Origin of the sequence: Agromyces terreus, from assembly GCF_009749465.1 — a bacterium.
Classification (GTDB): Bacteria; Actinomycetota; Actinomycetes; order Actinomycetales; family Microbacteriaceae; genus Agromyces; species Agromyces terreus.
In genome coordinates this window covers 57,448-81,680 of record NZ_WBIS01000001.1, presented here as the reverse complement: position 1 = coordinate 81,680, position 24,233 = coordinate 57,448, and the positions used below count along the sequence as shown (strand labels likewise).

The window sequence follows — 24,233 nt, the reverse complement described above, 5'->3', positions numbered from 1 at the left end:
GGGGCTGGGTGCGAACTACCCGGAGATGCCCGCCGAGACGTGGAACACCGGACGCAGAGCGCTACCGGCCACGAACGGGCGGGTTCGGCTGTGTGTCTGCATGGTGTCCTCCTGCGTCGTCATCGTCTTCGTTGCACGTGGCCGCGCGAAACGCGGCCAGCCCTGTAGCTTATGCCCACTTTCCACTGGCGTGCAAGATCACTCGTGCGAGTAGGCTGTGCGGATTCGTCTTCCGCTCGAGGTCCGCCCTGAAACGTCCTCGCCCGGAGTGGCCCGGACGACCAGACCAGGAGATCGCGTGGGTGCGACATCGACCGCCGTGGCGCGCGCGAACGCGCACCGCGGGGTGTTCGCCTCGATCGGCGCGGTCGTGCTCGTGCTCGCCTTCCTCGGCACGGCGGTGGTCGATTCGCTCGCGAACGCGTCGCACGCGGCGCTCGCCGACGGGCTCGCGTCGGCGACGGGAACCGACGGTGCCGCCCGCTGGCAGATCCGGATGGCCGCAGACGCCGACGCGCAGGCGGAAGCCGCGGCATCCGTCCTCGATCGCATGCTCGTGCCGAACGGAGCGGTGTGGTCCCGCTCGGTGCAGACCGCGCCCGTCGACGCGAGCAGCGGCGAGACGGCGTTCGATGCGGTGCTGCTCGCCGATCCCTCCGCCGAGGGACGAGCCGAACTCGTCGACGGCGCCTGGCCGGAGGATGCGAACGGTACGGCCGATGCCGGCACCGGGGCGGGAGCCGGCGCCCCGGCGGGCACGGTGGCGACCGCGGTGCAGGCCGAGGCGGCCCGAGAGCTCGGCCTCGACCTCGGTGATGTGATCGTCCTCGGAGGCGCCGAACCCGTGCGACTGCTGGTCGTCGGCACGTGGGAGCCCACCGACCCGTCGGATCCGGCGTGGTTCGCCGCCCCGATCGTCTCGGCCGGCGTGCTCGAGGAGGGAGCAGGCCCGTTCCTCGTGGCCGACGATGCCGACCTCGCCGGACTGCCCGCCGCGGTCGTGGTGCGGTGGACCGCGACGCCCGGACCCGACGCGATGACGCCGGAACGCGTCGCCGATCTCCGGGCCGCCCTGCCGAACGTGGAGCCCGCGCTGCGTGCCCAGGACGGCATCGGCGCCGACGGGCTCGGCGCTTCCGGTGCACTCATTGCGACGCTCGATCGCCTGCTCGCCGGGCTCACGACCGTGCGGGCCATCGCACCGTTGTCCGTGCTGCTCATCGTGGTCGCGGGGTTCGCCGCGCTCGACCGTCTCGCTGCACTGCTCACGGCGGCGCGGCGCGGCGAGACGCTGCTGCTGCGGGCCAGGGGCGCCTCGGCGCCACGGATCGCCCGCACCGCGGCCGGGGAGGCCGTCGCCGTGGCCGGACCGGCCGCGATCCTCGGGGTCGCGTTCGCCGAGACGGCGCTGTCCGCCGTCCGACCCGGCGGGCCGGGCACGTGGCCTGTGGCGGGCGGCGTGGCGGCGGCGTGCCTGCTCGGCGCCGTCGCGCTCCTCGGCGGTCGCGCGTGGTGGGATGCGACCCGGCCGATGCTCCGCGGCTCAGGCGACGAGGTCGGCCGAATTCCACGTGCGGCCGCCGCCGGCGGAGTCCTTCTCGTCGTCGTCGCGGCCGCCGTGTCGCTCTGGCAGTTCCGGCTGTACGGCTCGCCCCTCGTGGTGAACGCCTCCGGCGTGCTCGAGGTGGATCCCATCGCCGTGCTCGCCCCCATGCTCGTGCTCGTCGCGCTCGCGCTCCTCGGCAACGGGCTCGTGAGTCCGGTCGCGGCCGCGCTCGAGCGGCTCGCGGCGGCCCGGCCCGGGCTCGTTCCCGCCCTGCCGATGCGACAGCTCGCGCGGCGCGGCGGCCTCTACGCCTCGGCGTCGCTGATGACGATGCTCGGCGTCGGAGCGCTGACGCTCGCGGCCACGTTCGCCGGCAGTTGGCAGGCCTTCGACCGGGCGGCCTCCGCCGTCGAGGTCGGCGGCGACGTGCGCGTCGCCTATGCGGCGCGCACCGTCGTGCACGACGCGGATCCGCTCGCCCTCGACGACCCGTTCGCGGGCCTCGGTCCCGTCGAGGCGAGCCTCCCCGTCTTCAGCGGCGAGGCGAGGATCGGCTCCGACCCTGCCACCCTCATCGCCCTGCCGGCATCCGACGCCGCCCGTCTCGGCCCGGCACTCGCCGCGGCGACGGCCGACCTTCCGCCCGTCGGCGCGATCGACCTCCCGGCGGGGGCGTCGACGATCGACGTCGCAGTCCGTCTCTCGGCTGCCGAGGGCACTCCGGGCGAGGTGGCCGTCTCGGCCTGGGTCCTCGGCTCGGGCGGCGAGGCGAGCCGACTCCCCGCCGGCTCGATCCAGGTCGGCGCGGGCGTCGGCATCGCGCAGGTCGAGCTGCCGGATGTCGCGGGCCTGCGCCTACTCGGATTCGACGCGTCCCTCGCGCAATCGCGGGGCGGCGAGGTGACCGTGCAGTTCGGCGCCGTGTCGATCGACGGATCCCCGGCGGCGTCCGCACTGCAGGTCGACGGCGAGACGCGGCTCGCTCCCGACCGCCCGGTCGGGCGCGTCGCCGTCGGCGGGGAGGAATCCGACCCGGTGCCGGTCGTGCTCGGTGCCGCTCTCGCCGGTCGCATCGAAGCCGGGCCCGGCGACGCCCTCGCCTTCCGCATCCTCACCGGGGGCGCCGACATCGACGCGATCGTGGCCGACGTCGTGCCCGCCGTGCCGGGCGCCGGCGGCATGGGTCTGCTCGCCGACCTCGCCGAGATCTCCGCGGCGGCGTTCGCCGACGGTTCCGGCGTTCCCGCGTACACCGAGCGTTGGCTCGCGACGCAGGAGCCGGCCGAGGTCGCCGACGGCATCCGAGAGGACCCTTCGGTCGCGCTCACCGCGAGCACCCGGTCGGATGCCTCCTCGGCCCCGCTCCTCGGCCCGGCCGTCAGCGCGCTCTGGGCCGGTGCGGCCGCCGCGCTCCTCTTCGCGGCCGTCGCGCTCGCCGCGCTCACGACCGCCCTCGCACGAGCGCGATTCGGCGAGGTCGTGGTGCTGCGAGCGCTCGGCATGCCCGCGAGGATGCAAGGTCGGGCCCGTCTTGCCGAGCTCGCCGTGTCGCTCGTCACCGCAGCACTCGTCGGCATCGTCATCGGCGCGCTCACCGCCGTCGCGACGGTGCGGGATCTCGCGAGGGCCGCCGTCGCGGGTGCGCCGGGCGCACTTCCCGTGGACCTCGCCCTCGACGTGCTCCCGTGGGTCGTGGGCCTCGTCGCCTTCCTCGGCATCTCGACCGCGATCGGCGCGGCCGCGGCGGCATCCGTACGGCGGCTGGCCGCCACCCACGGCATCAGGGAGGAGGAACGATGAACGCGCTGCGCGGTTCGCCCCGACGATCCAGGCTGTCCCCGGCGGGCCTCCTCCGCCGGCAGTGGACCACCGCACCCGGCGCGTCGATCGCGCTGGCGCTGCTCGTCCTCGTCGGCGCCTTCCTCGCCACGGCCGTGCCCCGAGCCGCCACGATGCTGCACACGCAGGCCGTGCACGAACAGCTCGCCGCGGTTCCGGCCGCCGAGCTCGATCTCACCGCGACCGCACGCGAACGGCCGACGACAGGACCCGGCACCGGCCCGACGACGCTCGACGACGACGTCGCGGCCGCCTGGGGTTCGACCGACGAGTACCTGGGCGCGATCGTCGACGGCATGCCCGCCGACCTCGCCTCCGTCGTGGACACGCCGCTCGCGATGCTCACGGTCGCCCCCGTGCGGGCCGTGGTCGAAGGCGCTGGGCCGAGTGCGCCCTCGTACCGGATCATGGCGGGCTTCGACCCGCGTCTGCGCGAGCACGTCGAACTCACCGCGGGCGAGTGGCCGGCGCCGGTCGACGCCCCCGTCCCCTCATCGGCGCCGGTCGAGATCGTCCTCACCGACGCCGTCGCCGACCGCATGGAATGGTCGGTCGGCGAGTCGCGCACCATCGACGTCGAGGGAACTGCACAACCGGTCGTGCTCGCGGGCACGGTCGCCCCGCTCGACCCCGACGACGGCATCTGGACCCACATCGTCCCGGCGCTCGAGCCGTCGGTCGTCGACAACGGACTCGCCCCACCCGAGATCACCGCGGTCGCGTTCGTCGATCCGGCGTCCTGGTCGGACTTCGCCTCGGTGAGCATGCCGCTCACGCTCGAGGTCTGGGTCCCCGTCGACATCGCGAACATCACGGCCGACATGTCCGCCCGGCTGCAATCCCAGGTCGGGAGGTTCTCGAGCGAGCTGCACGCCGTCGGATCCGGCGAGTGGGCGGACGAGTACTTCACGGTGGGCGGGCTCTCGTTCTCGAGCGGGCTGCGTGCCGAGCTCGAGGCAGCTGCCGCCGCGGCGGCAGCCGGCGACGCCGTGCTCGCCACGGTCGCATCCGGGCCCATCGGCGTGATGATCGCCGTGCTGCTGCTCGGCGCACGAGTCGTGTTCGAACGCCGTCGCGAGGGGCTCGAGCTCGTCGCCGCCCGCGGGGCCTCGACAGGTCAGCTGCGCGGCATCCTCGCCCTCGAAGGACTCGCGATCGGCGTCCCCGCCGCGCTCGTGGGCGGCGTCGGCGGCACGCTCGCCTTCGCTTTCGACGGAGGGCCCGTGGGCGCCGCCGTCGCGGTGCTGTTCGCACTCACCCCCGCGGCGCTGCTCATCGTCTCGGCGCCGTCGCTCAGTCCGCTGCGGCGCGCACGCGCCGACCTCGGCACGTCGAGCGACGGGCGGCTCCGCCTGCTCGGCGAGCTCGTCGTGGTGCTGCTCGCGGCAGCGGCCGTCGCCGTGCTGTTCCGACGCGGTCTCGCCACCTCGTCGTCCGCCGTCGGCGTCGACCCCCTGCTCGCGGCCGTGCCGCTGCTGCTCTCGCTCGTGGCCTGCATCTTCGTGCTGCGGGTCTATCCGATCCCCCTCGCCCGCATCGTCGGGTCGCTGGCCGCCAAGCCAGGCCTCGTCGGATTCCTCGGCTCGGCCCGCGCGCTCCGCGATCCCTCCGCGGGGCTCGTGCCCGTGCTCGCGGTGGTCGTCGGCGTGTCGGTCGCCGTGTTCTCGTCGGTGCTGCTCGGCACCATCCAGACGGGCGTCGAAGCCGCGGCATCCCACCGGGTGGGGGCGGATGCCTCGGTCGCGGGCAGGCCGATGACCCGCGCGCAACTCGACGAGATGCGCGAGCTGCCCGGTGTCGAGGTGATCGCGCCCGTCTACTCGACTCGCAGCGCCTCGCTCTCGATCGACGGGCGGCAGCGGACCACCACCCTCATCGTGATCGACGTCGCCGAGATGCAGGCCGTACAGGCCGGAAGGGCCGATACGACGCCGCTGCCCGACTCGCTCGTCAAGCCAGCGGACGACGACGGGGTGCCGGTCCTCGTCTCCGGGGTCGTCGACGCCGTCACCGCGGACGCGGCCGAGGTCCGGATCGAGGGAGACCCCTACACGGTCGAGAGCGTCGTCGAGGGCACGACGGCGTACTCGCCCCGAGCGAACTGGATGCTCATGGACCGCTCGAATGCCGAGCCGTACACCGACACGCTCGTGCCGCGCACCGTGCTGGTCCGCTTCGAGAGCGGCGCGGGCGGCGACGGCGACACCGACGAGATCGTGAGCGCGCTCGCCGAGATCGCCGGCCCCGGCACCACGGTCCAGACCGCCGAGAGCGTCGCCGACGAGCTGAGTTCGACGACGACGGTGCGCGGGCTCGTCGCGGCCCTCATCGCGGCGATCGTGCTCACCAGCCTGCTCACCGCTCTCGCGATCGTCCTGACCCTCGTGGTGGGGCGCCCTGCGCGCGACCGGCTGCTGCCGCTCCTCGCGACGCTCGGGCTCGATCGTCGCGGGCGACGCGCTCTCGTCGCGTGGGAGATCGGGCCGGTCACGGCGGTCTCCCTCCTCGTCGGCGCGACCCTGGGCCTGGTCATCCCGTACCTGGTGCTCGGCGGCATCGACCTGAGCACGTTCACGGGCGGCGACGGGCAACCGGACGTCGCCTATGATCCGTGGCTCATCACCGCCGTGCTCGCGGCATCCGTCGTCGTCACGGCGATGGCTTCGACGCTCGCCGCATCGCTCGGCTCGCGCATCGACGTGGCGCGAGCCCTGCGCAAGGAGGAGGAAGGATGAACAACGTGGCAGAACCGACCCATCCGCACATCCTGTGCAACGACCTGGTGCGCATCTTCACGGCCGACGGGGTCGAGGTGCAGGCGCTCCAGGGGCTGAACCTGCGCGTCGATCCGGGCGAGATGGTCGCCGTGGTCGGCGCATCCGGCTCGGGCAAGTCGACGCTGCTCACGATCCTCTCGGGCCTGGACACCGCCACCGCCGGCAGCGCGAGCGTGGCAGGGCACGATCTGCTCGCCATGCGATCGCGCGAGCGCGTCGAGTACCGCCGCCGCACGGTCGGGTTCGTCTGGCAGCAGACCTCGCGCAACCTGCTCCCCTACCTCACGGCCGCCGAGAACATCGCACTCGCGATGAACGTCGCGGGCACCCTCCGCGGTGCCGCCAGGGCCGCGCGCATCGACGAACTGCTCGGTCTCCTGCAGGTCGGCGAGTTCGGCGACCGGAGACCGCCCGAACTCTCGGGCGGCCAACAGCAGCGGGTCGCTATCGCCGTCGCCCTCGCGAACTCGCCGCTCGTGCTGCTCGCCGACGAACCGACCGGCGAGCTCGACGAGGCGACCTCTGCGAGCGTGCTCGAGGCCATGCGCAGCGTGAATGAGGAGCTCGGAGTGACCACGCTCATCGTGACCCACGACCCGACGGTTTCGGAACACGTGCGACGCACGGTGCAGATCCGCGACGGGCGTACCTCGACCGAGGTGCTGCGTTCGACGCGGATCGACGAGCACGGCACCGAGGAGCACGTCGCCGAGGAGTTCGCGGTGCTCGACCGGGTCGGCCGACTACAGCTCCCGCACGAGTTCGTGCAGCGGCTCGACCTGCGCGATCGCGTGCGACTCGCCCTCGAGCCCGACCACGTCGGCATCTGGCCCGGCGGCGGCGGCACGTCCGCGGGCGAGGCCGGCACGACCGGCGGCGGGGGCGAGCCGGAAGCGGATACCGCTGCCGACGCCGCAGATCGTTCCACCCACGAGGAGCCGAGATGACCACGCTCAGAGCCGAGAACGTCGGCCGGGACTTCGAGACGGATGCCGGTGCGGTGCACGCCGTCGCCGAGGTCTCCCTCGAGGTGCGTCCGGGTGAATTGCTCGTGATCACGGGTCCGTCGGGCGCCGGGAAGACGACGCTGCTGAACCTGCTCGGCGGACTGGACCGCCCGACGTCCGGATGCGTGCGGCTCGGCGAGACCGACCTCTCCGCGCTCGGCGACGACGAGCTCGCGGCGATGCGGCGCGAACAGCTGGGGTACGTCTTCCAGTCGTTCGGGCTGATCCCGGTGCTGTCGGCCTCCGAGAACGTCGAGGTGCCGCTCCGACTGCTCCGCATGGCGCCGGCCGAGCGCGATGCTCGCGTGACCGAGGCGCTCGACGCAGTCGGGCTCGGGTCCCACGGCGCGCAGCGACCGTACGAGCTGTCGGGCGGCCAACAGCGCAGGGTCGGCATCGCACGGGCGATCGCGGCGCGTCCGCGACTGCTGCTCGCCGACGAACCGACTGGTCAGCTCGACAGCAGCACGGCCGCCACCGTCATGGACCTCATCGGCGACCTCGTGCACGAACGCGGCGTGGCCGCGGTCGTCACCACCCACGACCCCGCGGTCGCGGGGCGGGCGGACCGCATACTCGAGCTGCACGACGGTCGGGTGCGGTCGGTCAGCGCACCCGCACCGAGAGGCAGGTGACGCAGCCCTCGAGCTTCTCGAACTCGCTGATGTCGATCGTCACGACGCGGTACCCGAGGTTCGAGAGCATGGCGGCGGTCTGCGGGGCTGCCGACGACATGAGCAGCGACTCGTCGCTCAGTGCGACCACTGCGACGCCCTCGGGCTCGACCACGGGCAGGAACCGCGGGAACAGGCTCGGCACGTCGATGCGGTCGACGTCGCCGATGACGGTGCCGTCGGGCAGCGCGGTCACGGCGCTCTTCAGGTGCAGCGCCTTCGTGAGCGGCACGGCGACGACCTCGTAGCCGTGGGGCGCGAGCAGGGCGCGCAGCTGGCGGATGCCCTCGGCGTTCGTGCGCGAGCCCGCGCCGACGTAGACCGTGGACCCGACCTTGAGCACGTCGCCCCCGTCGAGGGTGCCCGGGGCCAGGATGCTGGCGACGCTGATGCCCGGGATCGACCGCACGGCCCGCTCGACCGCTTCGACCTCTGGGCGGCGCGAGGGGGCGCCCGGGTGGGTGAGCACGGCGAGGTCGCCGAACATGACCACGGCGTCTTCGACGAACACCGAGTCGGCGAGCTCGGGGGCCGCGTCGACCTCGATGGTCTCCCACCCCTCGGCGACGAGGGCCGCGCAGTAGTTGTCCCACTGCTCGTCGGCGAGCGCGTGGTCGACGGGGCGGCGCTCGAGGTGGGTGAGCAGGCCCTCGTCGAGGTTCGTCGCGGGGATGCGCACGAGCGCGATGCGGCGTTCGGCCCGCGCCGGCGCGTACTCGAGGATCGCCCGCAGCACGCGGGGCGCGAGGAACATCTCGCCCGCGATGACGGCGAGGATGAAGACGAGGTTGAGGCTCACCAGCGAGCCGACGACGAACATGTACAGCGGCCCGGCGAGCGGGTTGCCGACGGCGGCGGCCGTGACGGTCGTCGCGATCAGGGCGGCGAGGCATGCCGAGGTGAACCCGGTGATCAGGGTGAGGAACCAGGCACGGGTCGCGCCGGCCGCGTTCGCGACCGACAGCAGTACGAAGGCGATGAAGGCCGCGAGCGTGAAGTGCCCTGTGAGCTGGGCGAACGTGTTGGGGGTCTGCCCGTTGCCGATGAAGAACGCGAACAGGGCGATGACGGCGGCCAGCACCGCGACCGCGCCCGACGAGGCGAACACGGCGAGCACCCGGCGTCCGGGGGTGGGCGCGGGCTTGAACCGGGCAGGGCTCACGGGCGTGGCGGCGGGGGACGTCATGCCGACGAGCCTAGCGGCCCCCGCCGGCCGGTCAGACCGCCGCCTCGAGGCGGGCGCGGGCGAGGCGCTCCGCCGCGGCGAGGGTGGTGGTGCCGTGCTCTTCGGCGGCGCGCAGGACGGATGCGACGGTGTCGCCGATGCCCGCGATGCGGGCGTCGAGCTCGGCCGCGACGGCGTCGGGGCCGCTCGCGACGTCGAGGTAGATGACGCCGCCCGCGTTCACGACGAAGTCGGGAGCCCAGACGATGCCGCGTTCCGTGAGGAGGCCCGCGACGTCGCGGCTCGCGAGCTGGTTGTTCGCGGCGCCGACGACCGCGCGCACCCGGAGCGCGGAGACGACCTCCGGCGTGAGGACGCCACCCAGACCGCAGGGCACGAAGACGTCGGCCTCGACGAGGTGGGCGTCTTCCGGATCGACCCAGTCGGCGCCGAGCTCTTCGGCGAGGGCCCGCTTGCCGTCGGCGACGTCGGTGACGCTCAGGCGGGCACCGCCCGCCGCGAGCATGCGGGCGAGTCGGCCGCCGACCTGCCCGAGGCCGGAGATCACGAGGTGCCGGCCCGCGAGGTCGCGGCTGCCGAACACGTGCTCGACGGTCGCGAGGATCGAGGCGTGCACGCCGGCCGCGGTGGCATCGGCGGGCTCGCCGACCCCGCCCTGCTCGGGCGGGAGTCCGCAGACGTGGGCGGTGCGCTCGGCGACGACGGCCATGAGCTCGGCGCTCGTGCCGACGTCTTCGGCCGTCATGTAGGCGCCGTCGAGCGACTCGACGGCGTCGCCGAGGTCGAGCATGGCGGCGCGGATGCCGCGCTCGTCGAGCGGTGCGCCCTCGGGGATCACGACGACGGACTTGCCGCCGCCGCGCGCGAGGCCCGCCGCCGCGTTCTTCATGGTCATCGCCTGCGAGAGGCGGAGCGCGTCGGCGAGGCCGTCGGTCCAGCTCGCGTAGCGCCAGAGCCGGGCGCCGCCGAGCGCCTGGCCCAGCCGCGTGGAGTGGACCGCGACGATGATCGTGAGCCCGGATCGGCGACCGCGGCTGACGAGCACGCGTTCGTGGTCGGGGGCTTCGAGCGGGAGCGCGGCGGCCGCAGCCGGGATCGCGCGGGTTCTTGCGGGTGCTGCGCCCGCCTGGATGGGTTCGCCGGGGGCATGGGTGATCGTCATCGATCGTTCTCCTTCGTCATCCGCTTCGTGGGCGGAACAGTCGCGTGCGCCTCATGAGCGCCGCTCCTCCAAGGATACCGCCGACCTCACCGCCGTCGCGGCGCGGAAGGCGCGCCCGTCGACGGTGGATCGCCGCGACACGGCAGGCCGACCGCTGTCGCGGCCGAGGCATCCGCTCGGTCGAAGGACCGAGGCATCCGCTCAGTGGAAGAAGTGGCGCTCGCCCGTGAAGTACATGGTGACGCCGGCCGCCTTCGCGGCCTCGACGACCTCGTCGTCGCGCACCGACCCGCCGGGCTGCACGACCGCGCGCACCCCGCCGTCGAGGAGGATCTGCAGCCCGTCGGCGAAGGGGAAGAAGGCGTCGGATGCCGCGACCGAACCGGTCGCGCGGTCGCCGGCGCGCTCGACCGCGAGCTTGCACGAGTCGACGCGGTTGACCTGGCCCATGCCGACGCCGACCGAGGCGCCGCCCGACGCGAGCAGGATCGCGTTGGACTTGACGGCCCGGCAGGCGCGCCACGCGAACTCGAGGTCGGCGAGCGTGGCCTCGTCGGCGGGTTCGCCGGCGGCGAGGGTCCACTCGGAGGCGGGCGCGAAGTGCTGGTCGGCCTGCTGGAGGAGCATGCCGCCCGAGATCTGCTTCAGCTCGACCGTGGTGGCCTCGAAGCCCTCGGGCAGCGTGAGCAGGCGGATGTTCTTCTTCTTCGTGAGCAGTTCGAGCGCCTCGGCGTCGAACGCGGGCGCGATGAGCACCTCGGTGAAGATGCCCGAGACGGTCTCGGCCATCTCGAGGGTGACGGTGCGGTTCGCGGCGATCACACCGCCGAACGCCGACACGGGGTCGCACTCGTGGGCGCGGCGGTGGGCGTCGGCGATGGGGTCGGATGCCCCGGCGGAGGCCACGGCGATGCCGCACGGGTTCGCGTGCTTGATGATCGCGACCGCGGGCTCGTCGAAGTCGAAGGCCGACCGCACGGCGGCGTCGGCGTCGACGTAGTTGTTGTACGACATCTCCTTGCCGTGCAGCTGCACGGCCTGCGCGATGCCGGGGCGGCCGCCGTTCGAGGTGAACAGGGCCGCCTGCTGGTGCGAGTTCTCGCCGTAGCGGAGGTCGGCGTCCTTCGACCAGGTGCCGCCGACCCACGCCGGGAACGGCGACTCCTCGGCGGGCTGGTCGGGCGCGACGACCGAGCCGATCCAGCTCGCGACCGCGACGTCGTACGACGCGGTGTGGCGGAACGCCTCGCGCGCGAGCACCTGGCGCTGCGCGAGCGTGGTGCCGCCCGCCGTGACGGCCGCGGCGACCTCGGGGTACCGGTCGGGCGAGACGACGACGGCGACGTTGGCGTGGTTCTTCGCCGACGCGCGCACCATGGCGGGGCCGCCGATGTCGATCTGCTCGACGACCTCGGCCTCGCCGGCGCCTGAGGCGACCGTCTCGGCGAACGGGTAGAGGTTCACGACGACGAGCTCGTAGGGCTTGATGTCGAGCTCGGCGAGCTGCGTCTCGTGGTGCTCGAGGCGCAGGTCTGCCAGCAGGCCCGAGTGCACGGCGGGGTGCAGCGTGCGCACCCGACCGTCGAGGTGCTCGGGGTAGCCGGTGACCTCGGCGACCTGCGTCACGGGCAGGCCCGCGTCGGCGATCGCCTTGCCGGTGCCGCCGGTGGAGACCAGCTCGACGCCGGCGGCCACGAGCTCGGTCGCGAGCTCGACGAGGCCGCGCTTGTCGCTGACCGCGATGAGCGCGCGGCGCACGGGCACGACGTCGCGCGGTCGGTAGAGGCTCGGGTCGATCGTGTGTCCGCTCATCGGGCGAGTTCCTTCAGGTCGAGATGCGAATTGGCGATGTCGAGCACGGCCTGGATCAGCAGGCGCCGCTCGACGGGCTTGATGCGGTCGTGCAGGCTCGACTCGGTGTCGCCGGGCAGCACGGGCACGCGCTCCTGGGCGATGATCGGGCCGCCGTCGACCGAGTTGTCGACCACGATCAGGCTCGCGCCGGTCTGGTCGACGCCCGCCGCGAGCGCGTCGCGCACGCCGTGCGCGCCCGGGAACTCGGGCAGGTAGGCGGGGTGGGTGTTGATGAGCGCGGGCGAGAACGCGTCGACGACCGCGGGCGGCACGAGCCGCATGAGCCCCGACAGGATCACCAGGTCGGGCTCCCACAGCCGCACCTGCTCGATGAGCTCGGCGCCCCATGCGTCGCGATCGGGGTACGCGGTGAACGGCACCGTGAAGGTCGGGATGCCGAACTCCTCGCCGAGGCTCAGGCCGTCGGCGTCGCGATCGGCGCCGATGGCGACGACCCTGGCCGGGAATTGGGCGTCCTCGGATGCCTCGAGGAGCGAACGCAGGTTGGATCCGGTGCCTGAGATGAGCACGACGAGCTTCAGCACCATCCGAGCCTACCCGGTGGGCGGCGACGCCTCGTTCCGTGGGCCGGCCGGCGGTCGCGCGACCGAGACCGAGGGCGGCGGATGCCTCGGGGCGGGCCTCAGCGGCCGCCCGGGTCGTCGCGATCGCGGCGCCACCACGGCACCTCGTCGTCGTCGCGGCGCTCGGGCCGTTCGGCCGGCGGGCGCGCGGGAGCCGCGACGGCCGCATCGTCGGCGTCGCGTTCGTCTGCTCCCCTGACCGGAACCCCGACGAACGCGTCGGTCTCATCGAACGCTTCCGTCTCGTCGGACGTGTGCTTCTCGAAGGCCTCCGCCGCGTCGGACGACTCCGCCGCGTCGAACGTCTCGGTCGCGGCATCCGCTCGGCCTGCAGCTCGAGCCAGGCCCGCATCGCGTCGCGCGAGCTCGGTGCCGGCGGCGGGCCGGTCGTGGTCGGCGCGGCCGAAGAGGGCCGAGTAGCCGCCCGCGAGGGCGCCCAGCCCCACCGTCAGGGCGGCGACGAGGCCGACCGCGAGCGCGTCGGGGCCGACCTCCGCGAGGCGACCGGGGCCGACCGCGCCCGAGGACCACCGTGCGAGCAGGCCCAGCGTGAGGCCCGCGACCAGCGCGGAGGCCACGGCGACCGCCGCCGGCCGCCACCACGGCGTCTCGGCCGAGGCACGACGCCGCTCGCCGCCGACGATCCACGCGCCCGCGAACCCGAGCAGCACGGGCACGACCAGCAGCAGGGCGCCGAACAGCGGCGCGCTGCCGGGAAGCGCGCCGAGCAGCGGGATGCCGGGCACCGGGCCGAGCAGCGTGCCGCCGGGCGCGACCGAGCTTCCCGCCCCGAACGCGAAACCGGGGCCGAGCATCCACGCCGCCGCCCAGATCACCAGGTTCGGCAGCACCGCGAGCTCGGCCATCGTGAGCACGATGCCGCCGTCGATGCCGGCGTCGAGCGCCTGGTACAGGCCCGCGATCGTCGCGTAGTCGAGGAAGATCACCACGCCGAGCAGGAACGCCGCGAAGGACAGCACCCCGAACGCCGCCGCCCCGCCGACGCGGAACGCGGCCGACGCGATCTCGCCGAGCAGCGGCGGCGCGGACTGCACCGCGCGTCGCACGAACCCGGCGTTCGCGACATCCGTCGACGGGTTGCGCACCGATTCCTCGACGGCGCCGATGAGCGCACCGAGGCCGACCACGAAGGCCGGCAGCCCGACCGCCCACCAGACGTTCGTGTGCAGCGCGGGCGAATCGGCGAGGACCGCGGCACCGAACCCCGCGGCTCCGAAGACGACCATGGCCGCGAGCGCCCCGGTCAGCGCGTGGCCGCCCGCCGCCGAGCGGCGACCGATGCGCACCCCAGCCGCGACGCTGAGCAACGCGATGCCGAGCAGGGCGATCGAGATCGGGAACGGATCGGCCGCGCCCGGCAGACCGGTGGCCGCGGCCGTGACGGGGTCGATCTGCACCGTGACGTTCACGCCGTGGCCGAGGAGCCAGACGCCGGCGGCCGCGTGCACGAACACCATCACGTCGACGGCGAGCCCGAAGTGCACCGCCCACAGCAGCATCAGCGGGACGAACGCCAGCGCGAAGCCGAGGAGCGCCGCGACGAACGCCTCCAGGGAGGCGAGCAGGGCGATGGTCGGGCGTCTCATTCCTCCGGGAGCCTAGCCCGGCGCGGCACCCTCACTCGGCAGGTCGCCCGCGCTTCTTCGGACTCGTCGACCGCGGCGCCCGCTTCGGGGCGGGCTCCCCCACGTCGATCACGTCGGTCGCCCGCGCATCCTCCGCGACCTCGGCGTCGACCTCGGCTCCGGATGCCTCGACGAGCACGGCCGTGTCGGTCGCCGACCCCTCCTCGACCCCGACGAGCACCGCGGTGTCGCCGTCGGCCGCGGCATCCGGCACCGGCTCCTCGTCGAGCAGGGCGGATGCCTCCGCCTCGGCGGCGAGCGCCTCTGCGGCGGCCACCTCGGCCGGCGGGCGCTGCAGCAGTTCGACGATGGCGATGAGCACGAGCGCGATGACGAGGGTCCAGACCACGAGCCCCGTCGAGATGGGTCGCACGAAGAGGATGACCGCGACGGCGGCGAGCATGATGACGCCGAAGACGACCCCGCGCTGACGCCCGAGCCATGCGCCGAACGACCCCGTGGTGAGGCCCCGCTCGGCCGCCGACCGGCGCACGGCGCCGAAGCCCGAGTCGGCGAAGCCGCGAAGGCGCGTCGGCAGGGCGCCGGGGCCGCTCATCCAGGCGAAGAGCGCGACGATGACGGCGAAGACGACGAGGGCGATGGTCGTGGCGAACATGCGGTCGACGATCTGGTCGTAGATGACCTCGGCGGCCCCGGTCGGGACGATGCCGGGCGAGACGCTGCCGATGAAGTAGAGGCGCCCGATGCCGAACCCGCTCGCGAGGATCGCGAGGACGACGGCCAGGGTCGAGGCGGTCCAGATGATCGCGGTGCGTCGGCGCGGCGCGACCAGGATGCCGCCGATGAGGAACGCCAGGGCGACCCATGGCAGCCACGTTCCGGCCGACACGGCCAGTCCGTAGGCGAGCTGCACGGTCGCGAGCGACTCGGACTTGGCGACCACGATCGTCTTGTCGATGGCCGGGATGGAGGAGGCGAACCCAACGCCCGCATCGACGAGTCGCTCCTTCACGGCCTCGATGATGGGCCCGAGCTGGATGCCGATCTCGCCCGAGTCGGTGATATGCAGCGCCGCGTCGGGGTCGCCCTGCAGCGCGGCGATCGTCTGCGTGTGCGTCGTGCGCAGCGCCTGCTCGAAGATCTCGCCGAACGCGTCGGAGGTGACGAACCGGTTCACGATCTGCCCGATGAGCGACTCGATGCCCTGTGCGGCGGGGCCCTCGAGCAGTTGCAGCGCCTGCTCGGCCTTGGGCGGCAGGCCGAGTTCGGAGATGCCGTCGAACACCGAGGAGGTCAGGCTCTCGATGTTCGCCGCGTCGATGATCGCCGCGGTCGCCTCGTCGGAAACGTAGGCCTGCACCGCCGGGTCTTCGGCGATGGGCGCGAACGTGGCGACGAAGGTGTCGGTGTCGACGAGCTGGTTCTTGGCCCACCCGCCCAGCACGGCAACGGGGGCGAGGATGGCGCCGACGAGCACGAGGATCGTGGCCACGGCGACCCGCGCCCGACCGGTCGAGCGCTTCGGCTCGCGGCCCGCGGATGCCTCGCGGGGCACGACCGCCTCCTCGCGGAGCCGGGCGTTCTCGGCCTCGAGCGCCTCGATTCGGGCCAGGAGTTCGTCGTCCCGCGTCTGTGCCATGCCATCCCCCTCGGACTCGCCTCCCCACACCATATCGGCGCGCGGCCCCCGCACGCATCAGCCATCGCGAAGCCCGGGCGCGCGGCGGGATCGAGGGCGCGGCGAACCCTGGCGCCGCGCCGCGGGCGTTCGGGCGCCGCCGCCCGGAAACGCGAGAACGCGACCCCCATCGGGAGTCGCGTTCTCGTGATCGCATCGGCAGCCGACTCGAGCGGATGCCGCGGCACGCCGTCGCGCGACGTGCCGCGTTCGCCCGTTACAGCGCGGCGTAGACCTCGCGGAGCAGGGTCGCCGTCTCGGACGGCGTCTTGCCGACCTTGACGCCGGCGGCCTCGAGGGCCTCCTTCTTCGCCTGTGCGGTGCCGGCCGAGCCGGACACGATCGCGCCGGCGTGGCCCATGGTCTTGCCCTCGGGAGCGGTGAAGCCCGCGACGTAGCCGACGACCGGCTTCGTGACGTTGGCCTTGATGAAGTCGGCGGCACGCTCTTCGGCGTCGCCGCCGATCTCGCCGATCATCACGATGGCCTTCGTCTCGGGGTCGGCCTCGAACGCGGCGAGCGCGTCGATGTGCGTCGTGCCGATGATCGGGTCGCCGCCGATGCCGATGGCGGTCGAGAAGCCGAGGTCGCGCAGCTCGTACATCATCTGGTACGTGAGCGTGCCCGACTTGGAGACGAGGCCGATCGGGCCCTTGCCGGTGATGTTCGCCGGGGTGATGCCGACGAGGGCCTCACCGGGGCTGATGATGCCGGGGCAGTTCGGGCCGATGATGCGGGTCGCGTCGCCCTTCTCCTTGGCGTAGGCCCAGAACTCCGCGGAGTCCTGCACGGGCACGCCCTCGGTGATGATCACGAGGAGGGGGATCTCGGCGTCGATCGCCTCGACCACGGCGTCCTTCGTGAAGGCCGGGGGCACGAACGCGATCGAGACATCCGCACCGGTCGCGGCGATGGCCTCGGCCACCGAGGCGAACACGGGGAGTTCGACCGAGTTGCCCGAGGCATCCGTGTGCAGCACCGTGGTGCCGGCCTTGCGCGCGTTCACGCCGCCGACCACCTGGGTGCCCGCCGCGAGCATGCGCGCGGTGTGCTTGGAGCCCTCGCCGCCGGTGATGCCCTGGACGATGACCTTGGAGTCCTTGTTGAGGAAGATCGTCATTGCTCTGCAGTCCTTCTTCTACTACGCGGCGTTCGCGAGCTCGGCGGCCTTGTCGGCGCCCTGGTCCATGTTCTCGGCGAGGGTGACGAGCGGGTGCGCCGCCTCCTCGAGGATGCGGCGGCCCTCGACGACGTTGTTGCCGTCGAGCCGCACGACGAGCGGCTTGTTCGCAGCCCCGCCGAGCTCGGCGAGCGCGCCGACGATGCCCTTGGCGACCTGGTCGCACGCCGTGATGCCGCCGAAGACGTTCACGAACACGCTCTTGACCTGCGGGTCGCCGAGAATGATGCCGAGGCCGTTGGCCATGACCTCCGCCGAGGCTCCACCGCCGATGTCGAGGAAGTTGGCGGGCTTTACGTTGCCGTGGTTCTCGCCCGCGTAGGCGACGACGTCGAGCGTGGACATGACGAGCCCCGCGCCGTTGCCGATGATGCCGACCTCGCCGTCGAGCTTGACGTAGTTGAGCTCGAGCTCCTTGGCCTTCGCCTCGAGGGGGTCGGCCGCGGCCTTGTCTTCGAGGAGGGCGTGGCTCGCGTGGCGGAACTCGGCGTTCTCGTCGAGCGTGACCTTGCCGTCGAGGGCGATGACGTTGCCCTCTTCGTCGAGGATGAGCGGGTTGACCTCGACGAGGGTGGCGTCTTCGCCCTTGTAGACCTCGTAGAGCTTCACGAAGACGTCGGCGACCTTGTCGACCAGGTCGGCCGGGAAGTTCGCCGCGACGGCGATCTCGCGGGCCTTCGCCGCGTCGACGCCGGCGATGGGGTCGACCTCGATGCGCGCGAGCGCCTCGGGCTTCTCGACGGCGAGCTGCTCGATCTCCATGCCGCCCTCGACGCTCGTGAGCGAGAGGTAGGAGCGGTTGGCGCGGTCGAGCAGCACCGAGAAGTAGAACTCCTGGGCGATGCGGGCGCCGCCCGCGACCATGACGCGCTTGACGACGTGGCCCTTGATGTCGAGGCCGAGGATGGACTGCGCCGCCTCGAACGCCTCGTCGGGGTTCTTCGCGACCTTGACGCCGCCGGCCTTGCCGCGACCGCCGGTCTTCACCTGCGCCTTGACGACGACCACGCCGCCGAGCTTCTCAGCCGCCGCGCGCACCTCCTCGGCGGTGTCGGCGATGATGCCGGGAAGCACCGGCACCCCGTACTGCTCGAACAGGTCTCTGGCCTGGTACTCGTAAAGATCCACGCTCTACTTCCAATCGGTCCGCACGCGCGACCGCGCACAGTGGCTGGTGGGTGTCGCCCCGCGAAAGTCTCTCGAAGTCGAGAGATACGGGGCCACGTGCCATGCTACTCCCGTTGTCGTGCCCCTCAGAATCGGCGGTGTCGGGCAGACTACGGGTGTGACGGATGCCGCGAGTGAACCGCAACACGGACCCGACCCGCACGACAGCGAGCTCCACGCGAGGCTCAACTGGCTGCGAGCTGGCGTGCTCGGCGCGAACGACGGCATCATCTCGGTCGCCGCGCTCGTCGTCGGCGTCGCCGCGGCCACGACCGATCTCGGCGCGATCCTCGTCGCGGGCGTCGCGTCGGTGGTGGCCGGCGCCATCTCGATGGGTCTCGGCGAGTACGTCTCGGTGTCGACCCAGCGCGACACCGAGCGGGCGCTGATCGCCAAGGAGACGCGTGAGCTCGCCGACATGCCCGAGCAGGAGCTCGCCGAACTCGCCGAGCTCTACCGCGCCCGCGGGTTGAGCGAGCAGACCGCGGCACAGGTCGCACGGGAGCTCACCGCGCACGATCCGCTCGCGGCGCACCTCGAGGCCGAACTGCGCATCTCGGAACTCGACGTCGCGAACCCGTGGCAGGCGGCCGCGGCATCCGCGCTCTCGTTCCTGGTCGGGGCGGTGCTGCCGATGCTCGCGATCCTGCTGCCGCCGCCGGAGTGGCGCGTCGCGACCACGTTCGTCGCCGTGATCGTGGCGCTCGCCGTCACCGGGTGGCTGTCGGCCTGGATCGGCGGGGCCCCGAGAGGCCGCGCGATGGTGCGCGTGGTCGTCGGCGGCGCCCTCGCCCTGCTCGTGACGTGGGTGATCGGCGGGCTGCTCGGCGACGTGGTCTGACCGGCATCGCCTGACCGGAACCGTCCGACCGACATCCGGCGGTCGGTCGCGTTCGCTGCTCCGCGGTCAGGGCTCGATGCGCGGCATGACCCCGCTCGGCGGCGGCAGCCGGTCGACCTCGGCGAGACGCCTGGCCACGAACACGCAGATGAGGCCGACCGCCGCTCCGACGACGGTCTCGAGCACGCGGTCGGCGATAAGCCCGACGAGCGGGGCCGGCGAGGCCAGGTGCGCCACGGTCAGCGCCAACGGCGTGATGAACAGGAGGGCGGCGCCGTAGTGGCGCCCGACGAGGATCTCGGCCCCGAACTGGCAGACCGCGATGATGAGCACGAGCACCCACACCCCTGGGTCGGGCCAGAGCAGCAGCGCCGTGAGCAGCACGCCGCCGATCGTGCCGATCACACGATGCACGCCGCGCTGGAGGGTGTGCGCGGCGCGCGCCGGCGGGATCACGGCGACGGCGGCGACGACCGCCCAGTACGGATGCCCGAGGCCGAACGCGACGGCGATGGCGCCGGCCGCGGTCGCGGCGACCACGTTCTGCACGACGTTCACCCAGAGGCGCGGGTCGCGCCAGGCATCGTGCCGGGTGGGTCCGGCGCGGGTGAGGTCGCGGAACGCCGCCTTGGTGCGGCCCGGCGCGGCGCGGCGCAGCAACCAGCCCGACATGGCGAGGAGCCAGGCGAACGCGGCCGCGATCCACGCGACGCCCCATCGCTGCCACCCGGTGCCGTCGTCGATCGGCTGCGCGGCGCACACGAGGAGCCCGAACACCGCGAACAGCGGCCCCGACGGGAAGACGCCGAGCACGTTGAACGCGACGATGACGACCGCGATGAGCCCGGCGAGCACGAGCAGCTCGACCGCCGGCGGGGCGCCGAGGACGGCGAGCAGGATGCCGAGCCCGGTCGCCGCGAGCTGCGCGGCCGCCGCCGTGCTCACCGTGCGAAGCCGGATGCGGTAGGGTTCGCTGCGACCGAAGATCGCGGTCATCGCGCCGAACGTGGCGTATGCGGCGTAGTCGGTGCGCCCGATCGCGACGAGCACGGCGAGCGGCACGGCCGAGGCGACGGTGGCCCGCAGGGCGACCTCGACGTCGAGCGTGCGCAGCGTGCGCCGCCATCGCGTCCATCGGGACGCGTCGTCGCTCATGAGATGCGGCCGAGGTGCAGCGCCGCGTACGCGAGCGCCGCCACGGTCTCGCCGTCGGTGATCACGCCGCCCCGCACCATGCCCCAGACCTCGGCCCACGGCACGGCCCGCACGCGGCTGATGCCCTCTTCGGCCTGCGTGCGCCGGGCGGACTCGACGTGGCGGAGCCCGGTGGCGAGGAAGACGGTCTCGGGCGCGACGGCGATGCCGTTCAGCGCGTTCATGCGCCCGATCTCATGCCAGTCGGATGCCGCGTGGCCGGTCTCCTCGAGCAGTTCCCGCTCGGCGGCGAGGCGTGCGCCCTCACCGTCGGTGCCGCCCGCGGGCACCTCGATCGAGGTGCCGACGGTGTGCCGATCGACCGTCACGAGCAGCACCTCATCGGCGTCGGTGAGGGCGACGACGAAGACCGCCGGATGCCGCATCTCGACGACGCCGTAGATGCCGGCCTCTCCGTCGGGGCGCACGACCTGGTCTTCGACGACGCGGATCCAGCGGTTCTCGTAGACCGTGCGCGAGGCGTTCGTAGGCCAGGTCATGCGCGACCGCTCACAGCTTCTCGATGGGCGCGATCTTGATGAGGAGCTTCTTCTGCCCCGCGGAGTCGAAGCTCACGTGCGCGATGCGCTTCGTGCCCTCGCCGGTGACCTGGTTCACGCGCCCCTCGCCGAAGTCGACGTGGCGGATGCGATCGCCCGCCTCGAGGGTGAGGTCGCCGTTGTCGCGCACGGTGCCCGTGACCCGGTTGGCCCACTCGGCCTTGGGCTTGGCCGACGCGGTGACGCTGAACCTCTCGAGGTCGCGGTCGCGCGTGCCCCACGCCCCGCCGGGGCGACGCGCGTTGAGGGCCCGCGGCTGGGTGCCCCCGCGCGAGGTGGCCATGCCCGGGGACTGCCGCCAGTCGACGAGGTCTTCGGGGATCTCCTGGAGGTACCGCGACGGCATCGCGACGGCGACCTCGCCGAACTGGGCGCGGCTCATCGCGAGCGAGATGTAGAGGCGCTGGCGCGCGCGGGTGATGCCCACGTAGAAGAGGCGTCGCTCCTCGGCGGGGCCGCCGGGCTCGGAGGCCGACATCTGGTGCGGCAGCAGCCCCTCTTCGAGGCCGGTGAGGAACACCGCGTGGTACTCGAGGCCCTTGGCGGTGTGCAGGGTCATGAGCGACACGGTGCCCGAGGCGTCGTCGAGCTCGTCGGCGGCGGCCACGAGCGAGACCTGGGTGAGGAAGTCGACCAGTGTGGCCTGCGGGTTGTCGCGGTCGAAGTCGCGGGTCTGCGCGACGAGCTCGTCGACGTTCTCGGCTCGCGTCTCGTCTTGGGGATCGCGGCTGTTGCGCAGCGCGTCGATGAGCCCCGAACGCTCGAGCAGGAACACGAGCACGTCGGAGACCTTGGACGCACCCTCGTTCGTGCCCGCCTCGATGCCCGCCGACGAGGGCACGAGCATGGCGGCGGCCTCGTCGAGCACGGTCGCGAGCGACATGATCGCGCCGGTGACCTTGGGCCCGAGCCCGAGCGCGTCGGCCGAGCGCATGGCCTCGCGGAACGTGAGCCCGTTGGCCTCGGCGAAACCGGACAGCGCGGTCTCGGTCGCCGGCCCGATGCCGCGCTTGGGCGTGTTCAGGATGCGGCGCAGAGCGAGCTCGTCGAGCGGGTTGGCCACCGAGATGAGGTACGCCATGGCGTCCTTGATCTCGGCGCGCTCGTAGAACTTCGTGCCGCCGACGACGCGGTACGGCAGCGCAGAGCGCACGAAGATCTCTTCGAGCGCACGGGTCTGCGCGTTCGTGCGGTAGAAGACGGCGATGTCGCGGTAGGCGACGCCCGAGCGGTGCAGCGCCTCGATCTCGTCGGCGACGAACTGCGCCTCGTCGTGCGCGGTGTACCCGGTGTAGCCCGTGATCTTCTCGCCGTCGCCGACGGCCGTCCAGAGCTTCTTGTCTTTGCGGTCGAAGTTGTTCGAGATCACCGCGTTCGCGGCCGACAGGATGTTCTGCGTCGAGCGGTAGTTCTGCTCGAGCAGCACCACCTTCGCGCCGGGGAAGTCGCGTTCGAACTCGGAGATGTTGCGGATGTCGGCGCCGCGGAACGCGTAGATCGACTGGTCGGAGTCGCCGACGACGGTGAGGCTCGCGCCGGGGATGCCGCCTGAGGAGTCGGTGACCCCGCGCACGTTGAACCCGTGCTCGGCCATCTCGGCGACGCGCTCGGCCGGAACCGGCTGCGTGAACTCGCGGATGAGCGAGTACTGGGCGTGGTTGGTGTCTTGGTACTCGTCGACGAGGATGTGGCGGAACCGTCGCTGGTAGAGCGATGCCACGTTCGGGAACGCCCGGAAGAGGTAGACGGTCTCGGCGATGAGGTCGTCGAAGTCGAGGGCGCTCGCGGCGCGCAGCCGACGCGTGTACTGGCGGAAGATCTCGAGGAACATGACCTCTTGCGGGTCGTTCATGTTCGCGTTGCGCGCGTAGGACTCGACGTCGGACAGCTCGTTCTTGAGCTTGGAGATCTTGGACTGGGCGCTCGCCGGCGTGAACCCCATGGTGTCGGCGTCGAGCTCTTTGATGATGCGCTTCAGCACCGTGCGGGTGTCGGCCGAGTCGTAGATCGTGAACGTCGACGAGAGGCCGATGGCCTCGGCCTCGCGCCGCAGGATGCGCACGCACGCCGAGTGGAAGGTCGAGATCCACATGCCGGACGCGCCCTCGCCGAGCAGCGACTCGACGCGCTCGCGCATCTCGGCGGCGGCCTTGTTCGTGAACGTGATGGCGAGGATCTGGCTCGGCCAGGCCTCGCGGCTGTCGATGAGGCCGGCGATGCGGTGCGTCAGCACGCGGGTCTTGCCGGAGCCCGCGCCCGCGACGATGAGCAGCGCCTGGCCGCGGTACTCGACCGCCTCGCGCTGCTCGGGGTTCAGGCCGTCGGTGAAGCGGTTGCCAGAGGTCGCGTGCGAGCCGGGTTCAGCGGATGCGGCGGGCGCCTCGCGCCAGCCGGCCGGGTCGTCGGGGTCGAGGATCAGCGTCATGTCCCGACAAGTCTAGGCGCGGCATCCGACACCCGTCCGACGGATGCGCGGCCCCCGCGTCGCCCGCGCCCGGCGTGGCAGCGAGCGGCTACTCGAACTCGACGACGAGCTCGACCTCGACGGGCGAGTCGAGCGGCAGCACCGCGACGCCGACGGCCGAGCGCGCGTGGCGACCGGTCTCGCCGAACACCTCGCCGAGCAGCTCGGAGGCGCCGTTGACGACGCCCGGCTGACCGGTGAACGCGGCGTCGGACGCCACGAAGCCGACGACCTTCACGATGCGCGTGATGCGGTCGAGCGAGCCGATCTCTGCGCGCACCGCGGCGAGGGCGTTCAGGATGCACGTGCGCGCGTACGCCTTCGCGTCGTCGGCGGGAACGAGTCCGTGGCCGTCGCCGACCTTGCCCGTCGCGGGCAGCGCGCCCGCGGTGAAGGGCAGCTGGCCCGACGTGTAGACGTACGACCCGGTCGCGACGGCGGGGATGTAGGCCGCCACGGGCGGTGCGACCTCGGGCAGCTCGATGCCGAGCTCGGCGAGCCGCGCCTCGAACCCGGCCATCAGGCGCGCTCCTCGCCCTCGAAGGCCTTCGCGGCCTGCGCGGCGGCTGCGGCGCCGGCGGATGCCGCTGCCGAGCTCTGACCGCCGGTCGGGCGCTTCAGGTAGGCGACGAGCCCGCCCTCGGGTCCCTGCACGATCTGCACGAGCTCCCAGCCCTCGGAACCCCAGTTGTTCAGGATCGCCGCGGTGTTGTGGATGAGCAGCGGGGTGGTGATGTACTCCCAGGTGACCATGGGTCCTCGTCTCTGACATCGTGCGCGTGTGGGCGGAGTCCGTGGCGCGCGTTCGCACGGACGCATGGGGTTCACCCAGCGTCCGTGCCGTGGTTTGCCAGCCTTCTCCGTTAAGCTCCACTATATGTCTGCCCAAAAACGTTCGATGAGCAATATCGGC

The 24,233-nt window shown here is 72.7% G+C and carries 18 protein-coding genes; 5 read left to right on the top strand and 13 right to left on the bottom strand.

Annotated elements, in window-relative coordinates:
- The first annotated feature begins 298 nt into the window (after window positions 1-298).
- From GQQ92_RS00330 to GQQ92_RS00315, 4 genes are read left to right on the top strand one after another with little or no spacing between them, the layout of a single operon-like run.
- Window positions 299-3,346 (top strand): hypothetical protein, encoded by a 3,048-nt coding sequence (locus GQQ92_RS00330; protein WP_156997262.1) that lies wholly within the window; start codon window positions 299-301, stop codon window positions 3,344-3,346.
- The gene (locus tag GQQ92_RS00325; RefSeq protein ID WP_156997261.1) at window positions 3,343-6,120 is read left to right on the top strand and encodes an ABC transporter permease; all 2,778 of its coding nucleotides are present in this window, start codon (window positions 3,343-3,345) and stop codon (window positions 6,118-6,120) included. The genes GQQ92_RS00330 and GQQ92_RS00325 overlap by 4 nt, the downstream gene beginning before the upstream one ends.
- Window positions 6,117-7,109 carry an ABC transporter ATP-binding protein gene (locus tag GQQ92_RS00320; RefSeq protein ID WP_156997260.1) on the top strand — a complete coding sequence of 331 codons (993 nt, stop codon included), beginning with the start codon at window positions 6,117-6,119 and terminating at the stop codon, window positions 7,107-7,109. Before GQQ92_RS00325 ends, GQQ92_RS00320 begins: the two co-directional genes overlap by 4 nt.
- Window positions 7,106-7,804, top strand: a complete 699-nt coding sequence (locus tag GQQ92_RS00315; RefSeq protein WP_156997259.1) for an ABC transporter ATP-binding protein — start codon at window positions 7,106-7,108, stop codon at window positions 7,802-7,804. Before GQQ92_RS00320 ends, GQQ92_RS00315 begins: the two co-directional genes overlap by 4 nt.
- Here the strand turns inward: GQQ92_RS00315 and ddaH are convergent.
- From ddaH to sucC, 8 genes are all read right to left on the bottom strand, one after another.
- Window positions 7,776-9,029: a dimethylargininase gene (gene ddaH, locus GQQ92_RS00310; protein WP_156997258.1), complete on the bottom strand. Its 1,254-nt coding sequence runs from the start codon at window positions 9,027-9,029 to the stop codon at window positions 7,776-7,778. The genes GQQ92_RS00315 and ddaH overlap by 29 nt on opposite strands.
- Before the next feature lie 31 nt (window positions 9,030-9,060).
- Window positions 9,061-10,191, bottom strand: coding sequence for a Glu/Leu/Phe/Val dehydrogenase family protein (locus tag GQQ92_RS00305; protein WP_156997257.1), 1,131 nt, complete (start codon window positions 10,189-10,191; stop codon window positions 9,061-9,063).
- Window positions 10,192-10,392: 201 nt separating this feature from the next.
- Window positions 10,393-12,003, bottom strand: coding sequence for a bifunctional phosphoribosylaminoimidazolecarboxamide formyltransferase/IMP cyclohydrolase (gene purH, locus GQQ92_RS00300; protein ID WP_156997256.1), 1,611 nt, complete (start codon window positions 12,001-12,003; stop codon window positions 10,393-10,395).
- Window positions 12,000-12,590, bottom strand: coding sequence for a phosphoribosylglycinamide formyltransferase (gene purN, locus GQQ92_RS00295; protein WP_156997255.1), 591 nt, complete (start codon window positions 12,588-12,590; stop codon window positions 12,000-12,002). Before purN ends, purH begins: the two co-directional genes overlap by 4 nt.
- 98 nt (window positions 12,591-12,688) lie before the next feature.
- Window positions 12,689-14,236, bottom strand: coding sequence for a cell division protein PerM (locus GQQ92_RS00290; protein WP_156997254.1), 1,548 nt, complete (start codon window positions 14,234-14,236; stop codon window positions 12,689-12,691).
- A gap of 31 nt (window positions 14,237-14,267) precedes the next feature.
- On the bottom strand, window positions 14,268-15,875 hold the full coding sequence (locus GQQ92_RS00285; protein WP_197738013.1) for a hypothetical protein: 1,608 nt from the start codon (window positions 15,873-15,875) through the stop codon (window positions 14,268-14,270).
- A 256-nt stretch (window positions 15,876-16,131) separates the two neighbouring features.
- Entirely contained in the window at window positions 16,132-17,034 is a 903-nt protein-coding gene (gene sucD, locus GQQ92_RS00280) for a succinate--CoA ligase subunit alpha (RefSeq protein WP_156997253.1), read from the bottom strand.
- Between the two features lie 21 nt (window positions 17,035-17,055).
- Window positions 17,056-18,222 (bottom strand): ADP-forming succinate--CoA ligase subunit beta, encoded by a 1,167-nt coding sequence (gene sucC / locus GQQ92_RS00275; RefSeq protein WP_156997252.1) that lies wholly within the window; start codon window positions 18,220-18,222, stop codon window positions 17,056-17,058.
- A 157-nt stretch (window positions 18,223-18,379) separates the two neighbouring features.
- Between sucC and GQQ92_RS00270 the strand changes: the two genes are divergently transcribed.
- A complete protein-coding gene (locus tag GQQ92_RS00270; RefSeq protein ID WP_156997251.1) occupies window positions 18,380-19,102 on the top strand; it encodes a VIT1/CCC1 transporter family protein in 723 nt (240 codons plus the stop codon).
- 66 nt (window positions 19,103-19,168) lie between these two features.
- Here GQQ92_RS00270 and GQQ92_RS00265 read toward each other — a convergent pair whose 3' ends face one another.
- The 5 genes from GQQ92_RS00265 to GQQ92_RS00245 all read right to left on the bottom strand — a co-directional run bounded on the left by GQQ92_RS00265 (window position 19,169) and on the right by GQQ92_RS00245 (window position 24,073).
- The gene (locus tag GQQ92_RS00265) at window positions 19,169-20,257 is read right to left on the bottom strand and encodes an FUSC family protein (RefSeq protein ID WP_156997250.1); all 1,089 of its coding nucleotides are present in this window, start codon (window positions 20,255-20,257) and stop codon (window positions 19,169-19,171) included.
- A complete protein-coding gene (locus tag GQQ92_RS00260) occupies window positions 20,254-20,796 on the bottom strand; it encodes an NUDIX domain-containing protein (protein ID WP_156997249.1) in 543 nt (180 codons plus the stop codon). The genes GQQ92_RS00265 and GQQ92_RS00260 overlap by 4 nt, the downstream gene beginning before the upstream one ends.
- A 10-nt stretch (window positions 20,797-20,806) precedes the next feature.
- Window positions 20,807-23,281 carry an ATP-dependent helicase gene (locus GQQ92_RS00255; RefSeq protein WP_156997248.1) on the bottom strand — a complete coding sequence of 825 codons (2,475 nt, stop codon included), beginning with the start codon at window positions 23,279-23,281 and terminating at the stop codon, window positions 20,807-20,809.
- 88 nt (window positions 23,282-23,369) lie between these two features.
- On the bottom strand, window positions 23,370-23,840 hold the full coding sequence (locus GQQ92_RS00250) for a RidA family protein (RefSeq protein WP_156997247.1): 471 nt from the start codon (window positions 23,838-23,840) through the stop codon (window positions 23,370-23,372).
- The gene (locus GQQ92_RS00245) at window positions 23,840-24,073 is read right to left on the bottom strand and encodes a hypothetical protein (RefSeq protein WP_156997246.1); all 234 of its coding nucleotides are present in this window, start codon (window positions 24,071-24,073) and stop codon (window positions 23,840-23,842) included. Before GQQ92_RS00245 ends, GQQ92_RS00250 begins: the two co-directional genes overlap by 1 nt.
- Window positions 24,074-24,233 lie beyond the last annotated feature (160 nt).